Origin of the sequence: Chthoniobacter sp. (genome assembly GCF_040003245.1) — a bacterium.
Lineage (GTDB): Bacteria > Verrucomicrobiota > Verrucomicrobiia > Chthoniobacterales > Chthoniobacteraceae > Chthoniobacter.
Window position 1 is genome coordinate 16,375 of the sequence record NZ_JBDUCX010000052.1, and the last position, 16,030, is coordinate 32,404.

The following is a 16,030-nucleotide window of genomic DNA, read 5'->3' on the forward strand; positions in this document are numbered from 1 at the left end:
CGTTCCCGCAAACCACCTGCCAGTCGATTATGAAACACGCTCTGCCTTTCCTTGCCGTCCTCGCTTCCAGTGTTGTCGCCCTTGCCGGCGACAACGACAAGAAAACGATCGCCCCCACCGAGCTGGAACCGGCTCAGCCCTGGCGCTTCAGTCTTGGTTCACCCGGCTGGATTCCGTGGGAAGTCGGCAAGGCGGGCATCAATGGGACTACCTCCAATATCAAACTCGGGCCGAATGACATCATCCCGAAGATCGACATGATCGCCTCGCTGCGCGCGGAGGCGCACAAGGGCAAGTTCAGCATCATGGGCGAGTATATTTACCTCGGCGTTTCGGATGGTGTCGGTGCCACGGGCTTGGTGAAGAAACTCGATGTGCGTCTCGATCAGCACATCGCGGAGCTCGCCTTCGCCTGGCGGCTCGCGGAGGGCCAGCGGGGCTGGGTCGATGTCTATGCCGGCGTGCGGTACACGAATCTTTACCAGTCGGTGACGATTCATCCGGACAATGGAGCCATCGACGACGCCAGCCGGCGCGTGGTGGATACGCTGGCGGATCGGATCGCGCAGGGCGTGCGGGATCGATTGGTGCCGCTGATTCAGCAACGGGTCGAGGACAGGCTTTCCGCACTGCAAAATCGCGACCCGGTCTTACCCGATGGCCCGATCGCCGACGCCCTGCGTGGCGCGGCGGCGGAGCGGGTGCGGGCGATCGTGGACCGGCGCCGGTCGGAACTCGACGGCGCGATCAAATCGGGAATCCAGGCGCGCATCGACGCGGCCAAATCGAAGCTGGCGGGGGAGATTGCGAGCGCGCTGAAAGACAAATTGGACACCCAAGTGGCGCGCACGGACGATTGGTGGGATCCCTTCATCGGGCTCCGCGGACGCTATTATATGTCGAAGTCAGTGTACCTCCTCGGGCGGGCGGACATTGGCGGCTTTGGGGTGGGCTCGCAACTGGCCTGGCAGGTCAATGCCGGCGTCGGCTGCCAGCTCTCACGCAGTATCTACGCGGAGACCACCTATCGCGCCTATCACGTGAATTATCGCAATGACGGTCTGGTCTACGACGTCCTCACTCATGGACCGGAGATCACGCTCGGCATCCAATTCTAAATCATGACGTTCTCTTCTCGTTGGTCTTTCATTTTCGTCGCCGCGGCACTCAGCCTCGCCGGCTGCTCGGAGTACGCGACGATCTCGGAAACGCGCCCACACTTTACCCCCGTGCGCTCGACCGTGGGCACGCTGATGACGATCAACCAGGAGATCCTCGGCGCGCTCAAGGATGGGGGCAAGGATCCGCAAACGGAGATTGGACGGTATCTGACTTGCGCGGAGACGGCCGCGCAGGAATTGCAGCGGCATCCGAACGACGAGGCGGCGCGGCAGGCTTATAACTTCGCCGTGGCGCGTGTCTTCTCCACGATCAAGAGTGCCAATCTCGACCCGTGGTCGAAGCCCTTGCGCGTGCCGTCGGCCGGGGGCGACTTCATCCTCACACACCAGCCCGACCCGCGTCCGCAGTACAACCCGGCGTTGTATGACTTCACCCCGGCGGACCAGTTCGATGTCAAAGGCACCTATGTCACCGAGCGCACGGTCAAGGAAGGCATTGGCGCACCGATGGTGGCGGTGGGCAAGGAACTGCGCAAAGACGCGAAGGAGACGTTCACGATCGACCGCGTTTACTACGGGATCACTGGCCTCGTGCGCTTTGAAAAAGGGCGGCGTTGCGTTATCTCCTTTGCCGATCCACTGAACGCGGAGACGGTGCAGTTCGAGGGGCGCACGTATCCGCTGGCCGCGGATTTCACGGTGCCGCTGGCGGTGATGCTGGCCCGGGAGAATCCGAAGAAACTCGAACTGGCCCGTGCGTTGCGCCCGGGCAGTTATGCCAATACGGCGCGCGTGGCGCGTCTCCAGCCGTACGATCCCAACAAGACCGTGGTCCTCGTGGTGCACGGTCTCGTCGATTCGCCGGCGACATGGGCGCCGATGCTCAATTACCTGCGCGGCGACGCGTTCATCCGGCAGCATTATCAATTCTGGTTCTTTAGTTATCCCAGCGGCTATCCGTATCCGTATTCCGCGGCGCTGCTGCGGCAGGATCTCGACGCTGTCGAGGCGAAGTACCCGCTGCGGCACAAGATGGTCGTCATCGGGCATAGCATGGGCAGCCTCATCAGCCGGCTCATGATCACGGACAGTGGCGACCAGCTCTGGCTGAAGACGTTTGGCAAGCCGCCGGCGCGGACCGACCTTTCGCCGGAAACCAAAAAGCTCTTCGAGGAGTCCCTGATCTTCCGGCATCGCGGCGAAATCGGCCGCGTGATCTTCATCGCCGGTCCGCATCGCGGCGCCGACATGGCGACCGGCTGGTTCGGGCGTCTGGCTTCCAGTCTCATTCACGCCCCGACCACGATTCTCAAGGCCGGTCCCGAGGCGTTGAAGCTGATGAGCGCGGACACCAGTTCGCTGCAACTCAAGCGCATGCCGAACAGCGTGGACACGCTTGCGCCGAACAGCCGCTTCGTGAAAAATATCAATGCCATCCCGATCACGCCGGGCATCCCGTATCACTCGATCATCGGCGACCGCGGCAAGGGCGGGAACAAGGACAAGACGCCTCCGGTGAGCAGCGACGGCATCGTGCCCTACTGGAGCAGCCATCTCGACGGCGCGCAGTCGGAACTCGTCGTCCCATCCTCACACAGCGCCCACCAAAATCATCAGGCGATGGTCGAGGTGCAGCGCATCCTGCGGCTCCATGGGGGCGCCGCGAAAAACTAACCCGTTTTCCAGTCATGAAACTCCGCAACACTACTGCTCCGTTCCTCATCGCCGCACTGGCCTTCGCGGCTAGCGCGCAGGCCCAATTCCGCGCACCCGCTGCCACGGGGACTTTTGAAGAGCCGCCCACTCTCGATGCCACCGCCATCCTGCGGCCGGAATATCAGCGCGGGCCGAACTTCACCGTCCGCCAGCCGGTGCTCACTTACGCCGGGCAGAATGAATACACCATCGATTCCGATTTCGGGATCTTCGAGGCCACGGGCAATACGCAACTCGTGCAGCGCGTGCAGGAGATCGCGGCCATCGCCAAGGTCCGCGAAGTCTCCCGCAGCGATGAATACAAGAAGGCGCTCGCCGAGGCCGCGAAGAGCCCGCTGCTGATGGCGAAGAATCTGGCGACGGATCCCGTAAAAACCGTGAGTGGTGTACCCAAGGGAATCTGGAAGTTCATGAACCGCGCCGGCCAGTCGATCAAGGAGGCGGGAGAGAAGCGGGAGCGCAATCCGTATGAAGATGGTGCGGGTGCGGATGCGGTCGGCTTTTCCAAGGCCAAGCGCGAGCTGGCGCTCAAGCTCGGCGTCGATCCTTACAGCTCGAATCCGACGCTGCAGAAGGATCTGAACGGCATCTCCTGGGCGTCATTTGCCGGCAACCTGACCGTTACTCTCGCGCTCGCCCCAGTCGGTGGTGGCGCCGGTGCGGCCCTCACGGGCTTGAATGTCTCCACGGCCGCCGAGGATGCCTTGCGCGACAGCAGCCCGAGCGATCTCCGCCGCGCCAGTCTGGGTAAACTTCTTGCCATGGATGTGCCGCGCGAGGATGCGGTCGCGTTCCTCAACGCTACCGCCTACTCGCCGACCAACCAGACGCTGCTGGTCGAGGCGCTCGCGGAACTGCGCGGCGCCAGCGGCCGCGACGAGTACGTGCGCCTCGCCACTGAAGCGACCGACGAAACGGACGCCATCTTCTTCCGGCGCTGCGCCCAGCTCATGGCCCAGGTGCATCGCGAGCGTCCGCTGGCGATCGTCAGCGCCGACCGCAACCTGCCCGTCTGCCTCGCGCAGGACGGCACTGTCGTCGTCCCGCTGGAGTGGGACTACGCCTGCTGGACGCAGCGTGCTTCCCAATTCCTCGCGACGCTCAAAGGTGGCGATTTCGGTGGGCGAAAAATCACCGGCTACCACGTCCTGCTCACCGGCGTCGCCTCGCCGAAAGTGCGAGAGGAACTGGCGGCTGCCGGCGTCCGGCTGACGGAAAAGGCGTTGCCCGGCCCGCTACAGTAACCGATCATTCGGTTGCCACCGCGAAAAGCCAGCCCTACCTTCCCGCCAGTCCATGGATACCAAAGTCAAAGAAAGCCCGCTCACCGAAAAGACCCTCGATCTCTGCCAGGCCATCGCTGACCAGGCGGATTTTCAGACCGTCAAACAGAAGCTCGATGCCTTCATGAGCAATGAGTTGTTGAAATACGACTACCAGCAGCTTACTGGGCTCGGCGATCTGCTGCGGATGAAGCAAAGCCAGGGCGGCGAGCTGAAGCCGGAGGAGGTCGCGCAATTTGAGACGATGCGCGAAAAGTTCATGGCTGATCCGGTGGCGGTGGGGTTTCTGGATGCGCAAGACCAATTGCAGCAATTGCACGAAAACGTGAGCCGCTTTTTGAACAAGACATTCGAATTGGGACGCCGCCCGGAGTTCGAGGACGTGCACGATGGATCGTGCAGCGACTGCGGGTGTCACTGATATCGGCGCACTGACGGAGCCGCGCCCTCCGGAGCGAAGAGGCTACTCCTTTTCGTCAGGCAGAATGGGGGAATTCCAGCCGGCCAACTCCTCGGGCTTGACGTCCTTGGCGCGTTTGGTGCCGCCGTGCCAGGTGGGGCGGAAGGCGCCGACGAGGCTGATGTCGTTGTCGGGCTTGATGTCCTTCTCGAGGCCGAGCGCCCAGAGGTGGGCGTTGACGAGCACGCGGCGGAAGCCGTCGTTCAAAAGGTCGCCGCTGGCGCCGTAAGTCGTGGCGAAGACGCGGCCCGCTTTGCCCGAGGCGCTTTTGTATTCGCGCACCCAGGCGCCGGGCATGGGCATCTTGGTGGCGTCGACCGGTGAGCCAGGTTCCATGCCCGTGAGCGGTTGGGCGGTGAGGAGGATTTCGCTGCCCTCGATGGGGTAGGCGTTGTAGGCGCCGCCTTCGGCCCACGCGTCTTTCACCCCGCGCAAGATGGGGTGCGCCGCCTTCTCTTCCACGATTTCAAGACGAGTGCTGGACTTGTGATTCGGGCCGTAGTGCCCGACCCAGGTTTCGCCGAGGATTTGCCGGCCGAAGCCGTTCTTGAATTCCTCGCCTTTGTATTGGAAGTCAAACTTCGCAAAGGGGCTGTCGGTCGGAATCTTGAACCCGTGTGTGGCGGTGCGGAGACCGATGACGGGACCACCGCGGTCGAGATAATCGACGATCGGTTGCATCTGCTCCGATGGGAGATTTTGGAAGCGGGTGAAGATGACGAGGAGATCGGCGGTCTTGAGTGCTTCCGTGCCGGGAATGTTCGAGTTGCCGGGGCGGATGTAGCCGGTCTGCGGGTCGACTCCGAAAAGCACGGTACATTTCGCGCCATAGTGTTTGGCGAGGATGCGGCCGAGTTCGGGCAACGCCTCCTCGGATTTGTACTCGTGATCGCTGGCGATGAAGACGATCTGCTTGCCCTTGGCGGGGCCATCGGTGCCCTCGTAGGTGAGCGGCGCGGCATGGACGGAAGTCACGGTGGCCAGGCCGATGAAGGCGGAGAAGGAAGAGAGGACGAGGCGTTTCATAAATGGGGGAAAGGAAAGTTGCTTACTGCCCGAGCGCCTGGCGCAGGATGGGTTCAAAGATGGCGGCCTGACGGACGAAGCCGAGATCATTCGGGTGCGAGCCGTCGGTCGCGCCTTCCGCATCGTCGCCGATGAGATTGTCGCCGGGAATGTAGTAGAGTTTCGTGAGGCCTTCCTTTTGCAAGGACTCGAAGCTTTCGCGCAGCGCGGCGTGATTATCGTCATGAAACTTCTGACGCTCCGGTCGAATCCACGTATTGGCAAAGCGCCGATCTTCGACGAGGACGATGGGCGTCTCCGGATGCGCGGCGCGCAGTTGCTTGACCAGTGGCTGGCATTTTAGCCGGACATCGGCCGGCCCCATGTTGGGCAGGCAATCGATGACGTAGACGGCGGCATCCACCTTCGCGAGCAGCTCGCCCACGGCGGCGTCCATCCGGCCATTGCCGGAAAAGCCGAGGTTGATGACCGGGCGGTCGAAATGCCGGCCGAGGATGGCGGTGTGCACCATGCCGGGCCGGGAAGCGCTGGCGCCGTGGGTGATGGAGGTTCCGTAGAAGACGATGGGTTTGGCGTCGCGCGGCTTGAGGCCCTCGAACTGCGCGCCGGCGGCGGCGCCGATCTCGAGCGACTCAATGCCATTGTAGAGAGGAAGATAGAGCGCGAATTCATGCGTCCCCGGGGCGAGGCCATTGACGATTTCCTGACGGATTTCCTTCTTGTCGGGTTTGGTCACGCCGACCCAGCGCCAGGTGCCATGCTCATCCCGGGCGTAAAGATCCAGGCCGCTCGCGCCGATCGCCGTCATGTTCGGTCCCGCGAGGCGCTCGGAGCGCAGGACGTAGTGCGCCCAGATGAGCTTCGAGTCGGTCTTGAAGCGCACCATCATTCCCGCGCTGTCGCGACTCAGCCCCCAGACCGCCGCGGTGACCTTGCCATCGGCGACGGCGGGCAGGCGATCGAACCAGCGCAGGCGTTCGAGATCGCCCCAGGCGCGGCCTTCGACGCCCCACTTCGTCACGTCGTACCAGTCGAGCTTGGGTTCCGGCGCGGGCGCGGCCCGCGGTGGAACGGGAGGGGCTCCCGCAGGTGCCGCTGGATTCTGAGCGTGGAGAGAAAGAACGGCAGTGGCGAATAGTGCCGTGAGGAGAACGGGGGACTTCATGATGAAAGAGGATGAGGGGTCGTGCGGCCTTTGCCAACGCCGGAGCGCGCCGTTGCGATTTAGGGCGAGGGCGGACGGAAGATGAAGCGCGCGTACAGATAGGCGATCGTCTCGCCGACCACCGTGCGGACCCCGGCGCTGCTTTTCCACCAGTGGCTGGAATCGAATTCGCGATCGGGAATGCCCATCATCCCGATCTGCGAATGAGGTCCGAAGGCGAGCTGATAGAGCAACCGACTGCGGCGCGAATGCGGTCCGATCGAGACGACGTTGATCTTGGCCGTCGAGACGCCGTCGGCCTCCAGCCGTTTTTTCAAGGTGGCCGCCATACTGTAGGTTCGGTCCTTGCCGACAAAGGGGCCCGGCACGGCGTGGAGGCTTTCGGCCGGTGCGCCCATTTGAGTCATCTTGGCGACGGTAAAATCGGCATAGTTGCGGAAGCCGATGTAGGGATTGTCTTCCTCAATCGGTTCACCGGTGACGTAAATGCCCAGATACGGATGACGATGAAATTCGGCGAGTGCTTCCCGTGCGCCATAGGGTGGCACCCAGCCTTCGACGACCAACACGCCGCCGGGAATCGGATCGTTGATGGAAAGAAATGCGCAAAGCTGTCTCCCCAGCACGAAGACGAAGAACGACGCCAGGAGCAGCAGAAAAGCCCAGCCCCGCCAGGTAGGTAGGAGGCAGACACGGCTCTGCAGAAGCCCTCTCAGCCAGAGACGTGTGGCCCCGTTTGATTTGTTGGCAGAAGGGGCAATGGTGTTGGGAACGTTGCCGGAAGGCATGAGCGTATCGCCTGTAACACGGATCGACGATGAGTGACGACAAAATCGTTCTCCCTTTTTTCCGAAGATTTGATTAGTTTTGTTGCGATTGTTGACCACGATGTGCGCGAATCCGCGCTCGATGCTGCGAATTGTCCCTCCGTCCCTCCCCAAAACAAGTCACTGCTGATGAAGGCTGGCGACTCTTTCCGCGCCCAGCCGAAAAGCGCCGTGCCCGTCGTCCGTTGTTCCCTCCCTCTGCATCATGCCTCACAGAACCAGCCAGAAAGTCATTAAAGTCGCCCTCGTCGAAGATCACCTGATGTTCCGTGAATGGCTCGGTCATATGCTGGCGCGGGAGCCGGGTTTCACGGTCTGCGGCGAGGCGGACAACATCCAGCAAGGATTGCGCATCATCGAGCAGACGTCGCCGGACATTGCGATCGTGGACATCACGCTGCGGGGGTCGAGCGGGCTGGAGTTGATCAAGGACATGAAGGCCCACGGTTTGACCGTGCCGGTGCTGGTGCTTTCGATGCACGACGAGGCGCTGTATGCGGAGCGGGTGCTGCGCGCGGGCGCCAAGGGATACATTTCCAAGAGCGAGGCGTCCTCGACTTTGACGGAAGCGATCAAGCAGGTGCTGGCCGGGAAGATCTATCTCGGCGAGAAGATGACGACGCTGATGCTGGAGAAGATCACCAACCCGCGCGCGGCGGGAACGGGTTCGCGGATGGACTTGCTGGCCGATCGGGAACTGGAAGTCTTTCAACTCATCGGCCGGGGATACAACGGCCGCGAAATCGCCCAGCAACTGCACTTGGGAGAAACGACGATCGATACCTACCGGGCGCGGATCAAGGAGAAGCTCCAGTTGCGCAATGCCGCGGAGCTTTACAGCCGCGCCGCGCAGTGGGTGCAGGAAAACGGCACTTAGCGAGCGGACGGGATCAGGCGGCGGTCCGCAGGGCCTTGGCCAGAAATGCGTAAGCTTTCTCGCGAGCGGTTTCGGGGAAGTCATGTTCACAATCGGGATGTTCGACGACGAGCGCGTCGGGCGCGCCTTGCAGCGCATAGACCGCGCGAGCGGCGGTCGTGATGCGGTCCACGCTGGCGGCGCGAAAATTCGCGTCGTGCAGCGGGGCGCTGAGCATCACGGGACGCGGGGCGAGGGCGGCGAGCAATTCGTCGAAGTCGAAGGGTGTTTCGCCGGAGCGGCCCTTGAACGCAGCGAGGCGGGGCATATAGCGTGTGCTGGTCCAGCCGGTGATGTCGCCGCCTTTGTAGTCGGTGAAGGAATCGAGGCCGCAGCTCGAGACGACCGCCTTGAGGCGTTCATCGAAGGCTGCGGTGTAGACTGAATTGTGACCGCCGAGGGAGTGGCCGATGGCGGCATATTTGTCGTGCTGCACAAAGGGCAGGGCATCGAGCAGGTCGAGCCCGCGCATGTTGTCCCAGATCGCTTTCATCGTGCCGCTCACGTAGCCGAGAGCGGTGAGGTCGGGCTGGTAATCGGCGAGCAAGGGATAGGCCGGCGCGAGCGTCACGAAACCGCGTTCCGCCAATTCCTTCGCATACTGGCGATTCTCCGTCTTGCCGAGGCCGATGACCGTCTTGTTGCCGTCGGTGTTGTTGGTCGGATGCAGGCAGAGGATGGCGGGAGTTTTCGCGTTGGGCTCGCTGAGGAGACGCTTGGGAATCAGCAGGTAGGCGGGGACGCGCGAGCCGGGTTCACTGGCGTAGGTGATCGCGCGGCGGACATAGGTGCCGGCATCCACTTCTTCCCTCACCTGCATGTCGAGCGGGCAGCGCTTTTCCGGGCCGGGGACGGGTCCCATCATCGTCTGCATCGCCGCGAGAATGGCGCGACGGCGCTGTGCCCAATCGGCGGGAGTCCGCACCGGCCGCCACGCGCCGCTGGGGTCCGGATACTCCATTAACGGGTGCCGCGCGGCATTCTCCGCATCAGCCAAGGCTCCGCCGCAAGCGGCGCCGAGGAGTTGGAGGAATCCGCGGCGGTTCATTTGGTTGAGAGGAATTCCAGCAGGTCGGCCATATCCTGCGGAGTGAGACCGGCCTCGATGCCGTCGGGCATGAGGGAACGGGTGGAGCGCTCGATCTGGGCGACGTCGATGCGGGGGAAGTTGCGCAACAGCCCGCCCGGAGTCTTGAGTGCGACGGTGCCGTCGGTCTCGGCAGCGACCACGCCGGCGACGCGCTCGCCGCTCTTGGTCTCGACGATGGCCATGGTGAAGCCGGCGGTGATTTCGCGCGATGGCTCGAGAATATTGCCCATGAGCTTTTCACGTCCGGCGGAAGCGGAGGCGTCGAGTTCGGGGCCGACGCTGTTGCCTTCGGCGTGGAAGCGGTGGCAGAGCGTGCAGCGCGCCTGAAAGGTGGCGTGGCCCTTGGCGGCGTCGCCTTTCATGCCGAGCGCCGGGCGGTAGGCGGCGAGGGCCTCATCGCGCGAGGGGGGCGGGCCGAAGAGGGAGAGGGCGCGGGCGCGAATTTCTGTCGTCTTGCTCTCACGCAGCGCGGCGAGGTCTTCGGCGGAGAAGTCCGCGACCTTGACGACGCCGGCGGCGGCGGCATCCAGCAGCGCTGGCACTTGCAGCGGACGCGTGCGCCAGAGGCGCAGTGCAGCGGGGCGCGCTTCGGCCGGAATCGCCGGCCACGTCTCGGTGAAGATTTTGCCGAGGGTGGGCGGATTCAAACGAGCGAGTGCCTCCAGGGCGGGCGTGGCCAGCGAGATGGGCAGACGATTACCGAGCGAGGCCGCGATGATGCTGGCGGAATCCGCGGAGCCGGTGACGCCGAGAATGGTGAAATCATTCGGATGAATGTCGGCATTGCGGTGGAGGTGATCGGTCGCCTTCGCGATGAGGGGCTGAAGCTTTTTGCCGGTGTCGGCTTTCATGAGCGACGAGCCGCCGCGCGCGAGGCCCTCGGCGAGCGGCGCCAGCCAATCCGCCGGTTCCGTCGTGCTGATGGCGTGGGTGATGACGGCATCCACCTCGGCGGGTTGATGATGAGCGCCGATGGCGCGCGCCAGTTCACGGGAAAATGCGGGATCGATCTTCGTGCTGCCGGGGCGGACGCTGGCCTGGAAGAGCTCGCCGGCCTGATCGCCGGTGGAGGCAAGCAAGGCGGTGCGAGCCCAGGAATCCGTGGCATCGCGCTGGGCGAGCTGCAGGATGAGCCCGGGCTTGTCCTGCACGCGCAGGGAGCCAAGGGCCCACGCGAGTTCGTAGCGGACGAAGCCGGAATCGTCCTTGCCGAGGGTGTGCAAAGCGGCATCGACATTGGCCGGCACGGCTGCGTCGGCGTAGCGTGTGTTGGTGGTGTGGATGGCCTGCACGCGCACCTGGGCGTCCTTGTCCACCAAGGCCTTGGCGAGCAACGCGTCGGAGATTTCGCCATAGCCGGCGAGGACCCGCAGCGCGGTGAGGCGGCCCAGCGGCGAGGGAGAACTCGTGGCGAGATCGGACAGATCGGGCATCACCGAATGATCCTGCCGCTGGTGCAGCAGGCGCGCGGCGGTGTCGCGGTGCCAGCCATTGGGGTGAGCGAGCAGGGCGACGAGTTCCTTGCTCGGGAGATTGCCGAGCTTGGGCAGCGGGCGCGGATTCGCCCCATCAGGCACCAGACGCCAGATCCGGCCGCGGTCGTTGCCGGAATTGAGATCGAGATGCGACTTGAGGGGCTCGGGCAACGACCACGGATGCTCGATGACTTCGCGATACATGTCGCAAAACCACAGGCAGCCATCGGGTGCGTTGGTGAAGAAGACGGGGCGGCACCAGTTGTCGCGGCTGGCGGCGAATTCGCTCTTCTTTTCATCGGCGGCGCGTTCGGCGGTGAGGAGCACTTCGCCGGTCAGTTTCTTGCGATGGATGAGATTACTGCCGCAATCGGCGATGAAAGCGTCGCCCAGATTTTCCGCCGGGAAGGCATCGCCGCGATAGATCGTGATGCCCGCCGCGCCGGTGAAATAGCCGCTCGGCCGGCCGCCGCCTTCCACCATGCCCTTCGACGCGCCACTCACCCGCCACGCCGTGCGGATGACCCGCCAGGGCTCATCAGGACTGGTGCGGAAGACCTCGGCCTGCGGCCCATCGACCGCGATATCCACCGCGGCGGGGGGCAGGGTCACGCCGGGGCGCAGGGCGTTGAGGCCGTAGAGCAGTTGCACGATATGGCGGCTGTTGTTGCAGATGAATTTGCGCCCGGCGTTGTCGAAGCTCATGCCCCACTGCCCGCCGCCGATCTCGGCGCGGAGATGCAGGTCGCGCGGGTCGAAGGAGTAATCGCGGCCGCGTAGTTCGAGCGGCGGATCGCTCTTGTGGGCGAAGCTCGCGATACGGCTCCCATTCCCGCCGAGCGCGCCGTGGATGCGCTGGTCGGGGCCCCATTGCAGATAGTTGGGGAGCGCCTGGACGTTGAGCTTTTCCACGAGATTGCCGAAGCCGCTGGCGACGAGCGCGTGGACGTCCGCGTGGCCATCGCCCTTGGTGTCCTTGAAATAGATCAAGTCGGGCGAGGCGAGGACGAAGACGCCGCCATCCCAGCAGGTGATCGCGGTGGCCCAGGGCAGGTTGTCGGCGAAGATGGTGGACTTGTCGTAATGGCCGTCGCCCTTGGTGCTCTCGAGGAGCTTGATGCGGCTGAGCTTTTCTTCGCGGCGCTCGGAGTAGTCGATCATCTCGACGACGTAGAGCCTGCCGTTTTCGTCGAAGGCCATCGCCACCGGGCTGACGATGGTGGGCTCGGCGGACATGAGCTCGACGTGAAAACCGGGGCGGACGGTGAAGGTGGCCGCGGCTTTTTCCGGTGGGGTGGCGGGGATGCGGGGGAGATCGCCGGGCTGGACGACGAGTTCCGCGGCGAGAAGGGCGCACGATGGGAGGAGCAGCGACAGCCAGAGGGGGTGAAAGCGCATAAGCGGATATTTACTGCCAAATAAACCTCGTGGCGGAAAGATGCTTTGTTGTTATTTATTTAACAACTTCGCCGATTCCAATATTGTCATCCTGAGCGAAGTCGAAGGACCTCTGATCTCTGCCTTTCCTCTGCCGTACGGCCGCCGTGGCCGGCTGGTAGTGGGAATTCGTGACGCATGATGCCAAGGCAGAAATCAGAGGTGCTTCGCAAGCTCAGCATGACGGCTGCTTTTTCCACACCGCACCTTTCCCTCCAATGCGCCCTATCTCCCGCCGGAACTTTCTCTTCACCTCGGCCGCTGCTGCTGCGGCGACATTGAGCGGAGGCTTTGCCGCCGAAGCCGAGCCGGTCATCGATATCCATCAGCATACCGACTACTCGGGTCGCACCGATGAGCAGATGCTTGCGCACCAGACCACGATGGGGGTGACGCATACGGTGCTGCTGCCGGCGGGGCGCTTTTACCAACTCGAAGCGGGGGCGAGTGGCAACGATCGGGTGCAGGAAGTGGCGCGGTTGCATCCCAAGGAGTATTTCTTTTTTGCCAATGAAGTGCCCTACCTGAGCGATGCGCGGGAGGTGATTGTGGCGGGGCTGAAGGCGGGGGCGCATGGCATCGGGGAGCAGAAATTCATGGTCGATGCCGACTCGCGCGCCGTGGCGATGGTGGCGGAGATCGCCGCGGAATTTGGCGTGCCGGTGCTGCTGCATTTTCAGTTTGGCCGTTACAACACGAGCTTCGAGCGCTTCCACACCATCCTCGAGAAATTTCCGAAGGTGAACTTCATCGGCCATGCGCAGACGTGGTGGGCGAACATCGATGCGAAGGCCGACCAAGCGGTGCTGTATCCGAAAGGGCCGGTGACGCCGGGAGGCATCACCGACCGGTTGCTCAGCGATTACCCGAACATGTTCGGCGACATGAGCGCCGGTTCCGGCCTGAACGCCATGTTGCGCGACGAGGATCATGCGCGCGGCTTTTTCGCCCGGCACCAGGACAAGCTGATGTACGGCAGCGATTGCAGCGACTCGGTGGGCGCGGGCGCAAAGTGCAGCGGCTCGCAAATGTTGGCCACGATCCGCCGCCTCGCACCGGACAAGGCGGCGGAACGGAAGATCCTCTTCGAGAATGCGAAGCGGGTGCTGAAGCTGCCGGTGTGAGGGTGGCAAGGAGAAGGAAGTCAGCCTAAAGGAAGAGGGAGTGGCCACGAAGAGGCACAAAGGGCACAAAAGGGGATGGGTGCGATTCGGTGCGATTCCAGAGTAAAACCGGGAGCGCATTTTTGGTCAGGACGGAGGTCTTTGCACCGCCGAGACGCCGAGACGCAGAGAGAAAATAGGCCGGAAGCGCGAACATTTGGATCGATGCGATTGGGTGCGATCATCAGAGTAAACGGCGGAGAAGGGTCGGGGCGGCTCGCCCCGATATCGCGGAGCGATGCCTCTATCAGCGGCGTGATTTTGCCGGTTTGGCGGTGATTATTCAAAGGTCGGAACTGGTCGGAACTCGCCGAAACTCCAGAGTAAACCGCTGGCGAAACGCAGTTGGAAAACACGCGTATGGGGAACCATCACGACGCTGAGACCCCAAGGAGGGAGTGACTCTGGAGGCAGAGGCATCTGGGCGGGTCGGAACTAGTCGGAACTGGTCGAATGTCTCTGTAAACGGCGGTCGGAGCCAGCGCTGGAAACACTAGAACTCCCGAACGCACGTCGCGCCCATAGTTAAGCGAAATATCATCCATATAAGTCGACATTGAGCGCTCATATATGCGATGTCAAATGGAAATGGACTCCGTAGTCTCGCTTGGACTACCGCCACCTTTCTACAATTCCCCGTTCCTGCCTCCGAATGTGTCGGTGAACCGCATCGAGCAGTTTGGATTTGGCGGCGGTGCTTTGGCTGGGCAAACTCAACGGCATGGGTGCCGATTTTTCTGCCGTGTCCGGAGAGCTTGATGGTTCCAGGCGAAAGCAAGGTCCGAGGTTTTGGCGGAAAAACTGGTCCTTCCTTTTCGTGCTGCTTTTCTTGGTGGGGATGCCGGTGTTGGGCGGCGAGTCGTTGGAGATCCTTCTGTAGAAGCGGACTCTCGATGTGGTCACTCCGAAGGAGCGGACCCTGGCCGGTGCCCTTTCCGAATTGGCCGTTCGCTATAAAGCGAAATATGGCGACGAGCTTCCGGTTTTTATCTCCGTCGATTTGCTGCCCACCGCGAACGACCCCAAGCCGAAAACGGAGCCACCGCCGATCATTCCCGGAACCGACCCTCCCGAACGGTTGAAGTCCGATCCATCCGAGGCGCGGCTCGAGATCCCACTGTCCAACGTGCCACTCGTCGAGATCCTTCATTTCTACGCTGGGCTGTCCAACGCCGCCTTGACGATTCGCGGCGACGTTATCTTGTTTCACAAACCGAAATGACGTGCTTTGTGTCAGGCGTTGCCCGGCGGTTTTACGCTGGATGGCAATGTCCCGAAAGGACCACAGAAAAGTAACCCCGGGTCGAGCGAGTCTTCGAGCGACCACCCGGGGTACCTATCCCCCCTCGGGCAATCCAACCGTCCCGGCGCCCGCCGCATCTCTTATGCGGATCGAGGGAGGATGCGGCCAGAGGCCGGGACGGTTGGAGCTGCGCTGTTTTTGAACGATACCTCCGGTGGTCGCTCGGGGACTCGCTCGACCCGGGGCTAATCTCTTTGACGCCTCCGGCGTCTGCTTGCGAATTTCGATCCGGTGACGATTTTGGTAGTTGCTCACCGGCCGCGGCGGATTTTGGTGAGGGTTTGCCAGGCGGCGGGGGTTTGCCAGTAGGGGTCGCTGAAGCGGGCGTCCCAGATGGTGAGGCCGACTTCGTTGTCGTGGGCGATCCAGTCGAGGTGTTCGGCGATGGTGTTGCCGAGCCAGTCGGGCTTGTGGCCGGGGACGCCGAGGAGGAGCTTGGCCGCATTGGGACCGGCGGCGGCTTTTTGGGCGGCGTAGGCGCGCCATTCGGGGGCGTTGGCGCCGATGTGCTGGTAGCCCATGCTGTTCAGGCCGTCGACGTGCGGGAAGAGGTCGGCCCACCAGAACTGGTTCGGGGCGCCCCATTTGTAGGCGAAGGTGTCGAGCGTGAGCCGTTTGTGGAGGGCGTGCAGGCGCGTGGAGAGGTCGCGAATGAAGGCGGCGTAGGGCTCTCGCGAGGTATCGAAATTGGTGCCGCCATCTCCTTCAAGGTCGATGTCGATGCCGTCGAGGCCGAGGCGCTCCATTTCGGCGACGAGGGCGCGGATGAATTCGGCGGGGTGATCGGCGAAGCCGGCCTGGGCGAGGGTCCAGTCCCAGGCGTCGACGCTGTTGTAGACGCAGAGCAGGGCGCGAATGCCGTGTTGATGCGCCCAGTCGCGGAATTCGATGACAGTGGCATCGGGGACGACGCCGTACTTGGGAGTCTTCTCCACGCCGCCTTCACGGGTAGGAATCCAGAACTGGAGGGCGAGATCGGTGAGGGCGTCCTTGGGGCCGAGACCTTCGATGTCCTGATGGAGGCGGGCGCGGCATTTGTCGATGCCGT

13 protein-coding genes are annotated in these 16,030 nt (G+C 63.0%); 7 read left to right on the forward strand and 6 right to left on the reverse strand.

The features are described 5' to 3' along the window. The first annotated feature begins 29 nt into the window (after nucleotides 1–29). The 4 genes from ABJF10_RS09345 to ABJF10_RS09360 are packed head-to-tail and all read left to right on the forward strand — an operon-like array spanning nucleotide 30 to nucleotide 4,541. The gene (locus ABJF10_RS09345) at nucleotides 30–1,118 is read left to right on the forward strand and encodes a hypothetical protein (protein ID WP_348544283.1); all 1,089 of its coding nucleotides are present in this window, start codon (nucleotides 30–32) and stop codon (nucleotides 1,116–1,118) included. A gap of 3 nt (nucleotides 1,119–1,121) precedes the next feature. Next, a complete protein-coding gene (locus ABJF10_RS09350; protein ID WP_348544284.1) occupies nucleotides 1,122–2,795 on the forward strand; it encodes an alpha/beta fold hydrolase in 1,674 nt (557 codons plus the stop codon). 14 nt (nucleotides 2,796–2,809) lie between these two features. Further along, on the forward strand, nucleotides 2,810–4,081 hold the full coding sequence (locus ABJF10_RS09355) for a hypothetical protein (protein ID WP_348544285.1): 1,272 nt from the start codon (nucleotides 2,810–2,812) through the stop codon (nucleotides 4,079–4,081). A gap of 52 nt (nucleotides 4,082–4,133) precedes the next feature. Beyond that, nucleotides 4,134–4,541: a YlbF family regulator gene (locus ABJF10_RS09360; RefSeq protein WP_348544286.1), complete on the forward strand. Its 408-nt coding sequence runs from the start codon at nucleotides 4,134–4,136 to the stop codon at nucleotides 4,539–4,541. Nucleotides 4,542–4,583: 42 nt separating this feature from the next. Here the strand turns inward: ABJF10_RS09360 and ABJF10_RS09365 are convergent, their stop codons facing one another. From ABJF10_RS09365 to ABJF10_RS09375, 3 genes are read right to left on the reverse strand one after another with little or no spacing between them, the layout of a single operon-like run. Next, nucleotides 4,584–5,606 carry a ThuA domain-containing protein gene (locus tag ABJF10_RS09365; RefSeq protein ID WP_348544287.1) on the reverse strand — a complete coding sequence of 341 codons (1,023 nt, stop codon included), beginning with the start codon at nucleotides 5,604–5,606 and terminating at the stop codon, nucleotides 4,584–4,586. Nucleotides 5,607–5,628: 22 nt separating this feature from the next. Further along, nucleotides 5,629–6,771 (reverse strand): SGNH/GDSL hydrolase family protein, encoded by a 1,143-nt coding sequence (locus tag ABJF10_RS09370; RefSeq protein ID WP_348544288.1) that lies wholly within the window; start codon nucleotides 6,769–6,771, stop codon nucleotides 5,629–5,631. A gap of 59 nt (nucleotides 6,772–6,830) precedes the next feature. After that, nucleotides 6,831–7,658 carry a hypothetical protein gene (locus tag ABJF10_RS09375; RefSeq protein ID WP_348544289.1) on the reverse strand — a complete coding sequence of 276 codons (828 nt, stop codon included), beginning with the start codon at nucleotides 7,656–7,658 and terminating at the stop codon, nucleotides 6,831–6,833. Between the two features lie 145 nt (nucleotides 7,659–7,803). Here ABJF10_RS09375 and ABJF10_RS09380 point away from each other — a divergent pair, with 145 nt between their 5' ends. Continuing rightward, nucleotides 7,804–8,475 carry a response regulator transcription factor gene (locus tag ABJF10_RS09380; protein ID WP_348544290.1) on the forward strand — a complete coding sequence of 224 codons (672 nt, stop codon included), beginning with the start codon at nucleotides 7,804–7,806 and terminating at the stop codon, nucleotides 8,473–8,475. A gap of 13 nt (nucleotides 8,476–8,488) precedes the next feature. Here ABJF10_RS09380 and ABJF10_RS09385 read toward each other — a convergent pair whose 3' ends face one another. After that, nucleotides 8,489–9,562, reverse strand: coding sequence for a prolyl oligopeptidase family serine peptidase (locus tag ABJF10_RS09385; protein WP_348544291.1), 1,074 nt, complete (start codon nucleotides 9,560–9,562; stop codon nucleotides 8,489–8,491). Then, on the reverse strand, nucleotides 9,559–12,477 hold the full coding sequence (locus ABJF10_RS09390) for a PVC-type heme-binding CxxCH protein (protein ID WP_348544292.1): 2,919 nt from the start codon (nucleotides 12,475–12,477) through the stop codon (nucleotides 9,559–9,561). Before ABJF10_RS09390 ends, ABJF10_RS09385 begins: the two co-directional genes overlap by 4 nt. 257 nt (nucleotides 12,478–12,734) lie before the next feature. On the opposite strand from ABJF10_RS09390, the gene ABJF10_RS09395 reads away from it, so the two are divergent. After that, entirely contained in the window at nucleotides 12,735–13,640 is a 906-nt protein-coding gene (locus ABJF10_RS09395; protein WP_348544294.1) for a twin-arginine translocation signal domain-containing protein, read from the forward strand. A 979-nt stretch (nucleotides 13,641–14,619) separates the two neighbouring features. After that, nucleotides 14,620–14,901: a hypothetical protein gene (locus ABJF10_RS09400; protein ID WP_348544295.1), complete on the forward strand. Its 282-nt coding sequence runs from the start codon at nucleotides 14,620–14,622 to the stop codon at nucleotides 14,899–14,901. A gap of 332 nt (nucleotides 14,902–15,233) precedes the next feature. Here ABJF10_RS09400 and ABJF10_RS09405 read toward each other — a convergent pair whose 3' ends face one another. Next, nucleotides 15,234–16,025 (reverse strand): glycosyl hydrolase family 18 protein, encoded by a 792-nt coding sequence (locus ABJF10_RS09405; protein WP_348544299.1) that lies wholly within the window; start codon nucleotides 16,023–16,025, stop codon nucleotides 15,234–15,236. Between the last annotated feature and the right edge of the window lie 5 nt (nucleotides 16,026–16,030).

What these genes read in the sequence shown, in the direction of transcription:
- ABJF10_RS09345 (WP_348544283.1), top strand. Translation starts at nt 30, where the DNA reads ATGAAACACGCTCTGCCTTTCCTTGCCGTCCTCGCTTCCAGTGTTGTC.
- ABJF10_RS09350 (WP_348544284.1), top strand. Translation starts at nt 1,122, where the DNA reads ATGACGTTCTCTTCTCGTTGGTCTTTCATTTTCGTCGCCGCGGCACTC.
- ABJF10_RS09355 (WP_348544285.1), top strand. Translation starts at nt 2,810, where the DNA reads ATGAAACTCCGCAACACTACTGCTCCGTTCCTCATCGCCGCACTGGCC.
- ABJF10_RS09360 (WP_348544286.1), top strand. Translation starts at nt 4,134, where the DNA reads ATGGATACCAAAGTCAAAGAAAGCCCGCTCACCGAAAAGACCCTCGAT.
- ABJF10_RS09365 (WP_348544287.1), bottom strand. Translation starts at nt 5,606, where the DNA reads ATGAAACGCCTCGTCCTCTCTTCCTTCTCCGCCTTCATCGGCCTGGCC.
- ABJF10_RS09370 (WP_348544288.1), bottom strand. Translation starts at nt 6,771, where the DNA reads ATGAAGTCCCCCGTTCTCCTCACGGCACTATTCGCCACTGCCGTTCTT.
- ABJF10_RS09380 (WP_348544290.1), top strand. Translation starts at nt 7,804, where the DNA reads ATGCCTCACAGAACCAGCCAGAAAGTCATTAAAGTCGCCCTCGTCGAA.
- ABJF10_RS09385 (WP_348544291.1), bottom strand. Translation starts at nt 9,562, where the DNA reads ATGAACCGCCGCGGATTCCTCCAACTCCTCGGCGCCGCTTGCGGCGGA.
- ABJF10_RS09390 (WP_348544292.1), bottom strand. Translation starts at nt 12,477, where the DNA reads ATGCGCTTTCACCCCCTCTGGCTGTCGCTGCTCCTCCCATCGTGCGCC.
- ABJF10_RS09395 (WP_348544294.1), top strand. Translation starts at nt 12,735, where the DNA reads ATGCGCCCTATCTCCCGCCGGAACTTTCTCTTCACCTCGGCCGCTGCT.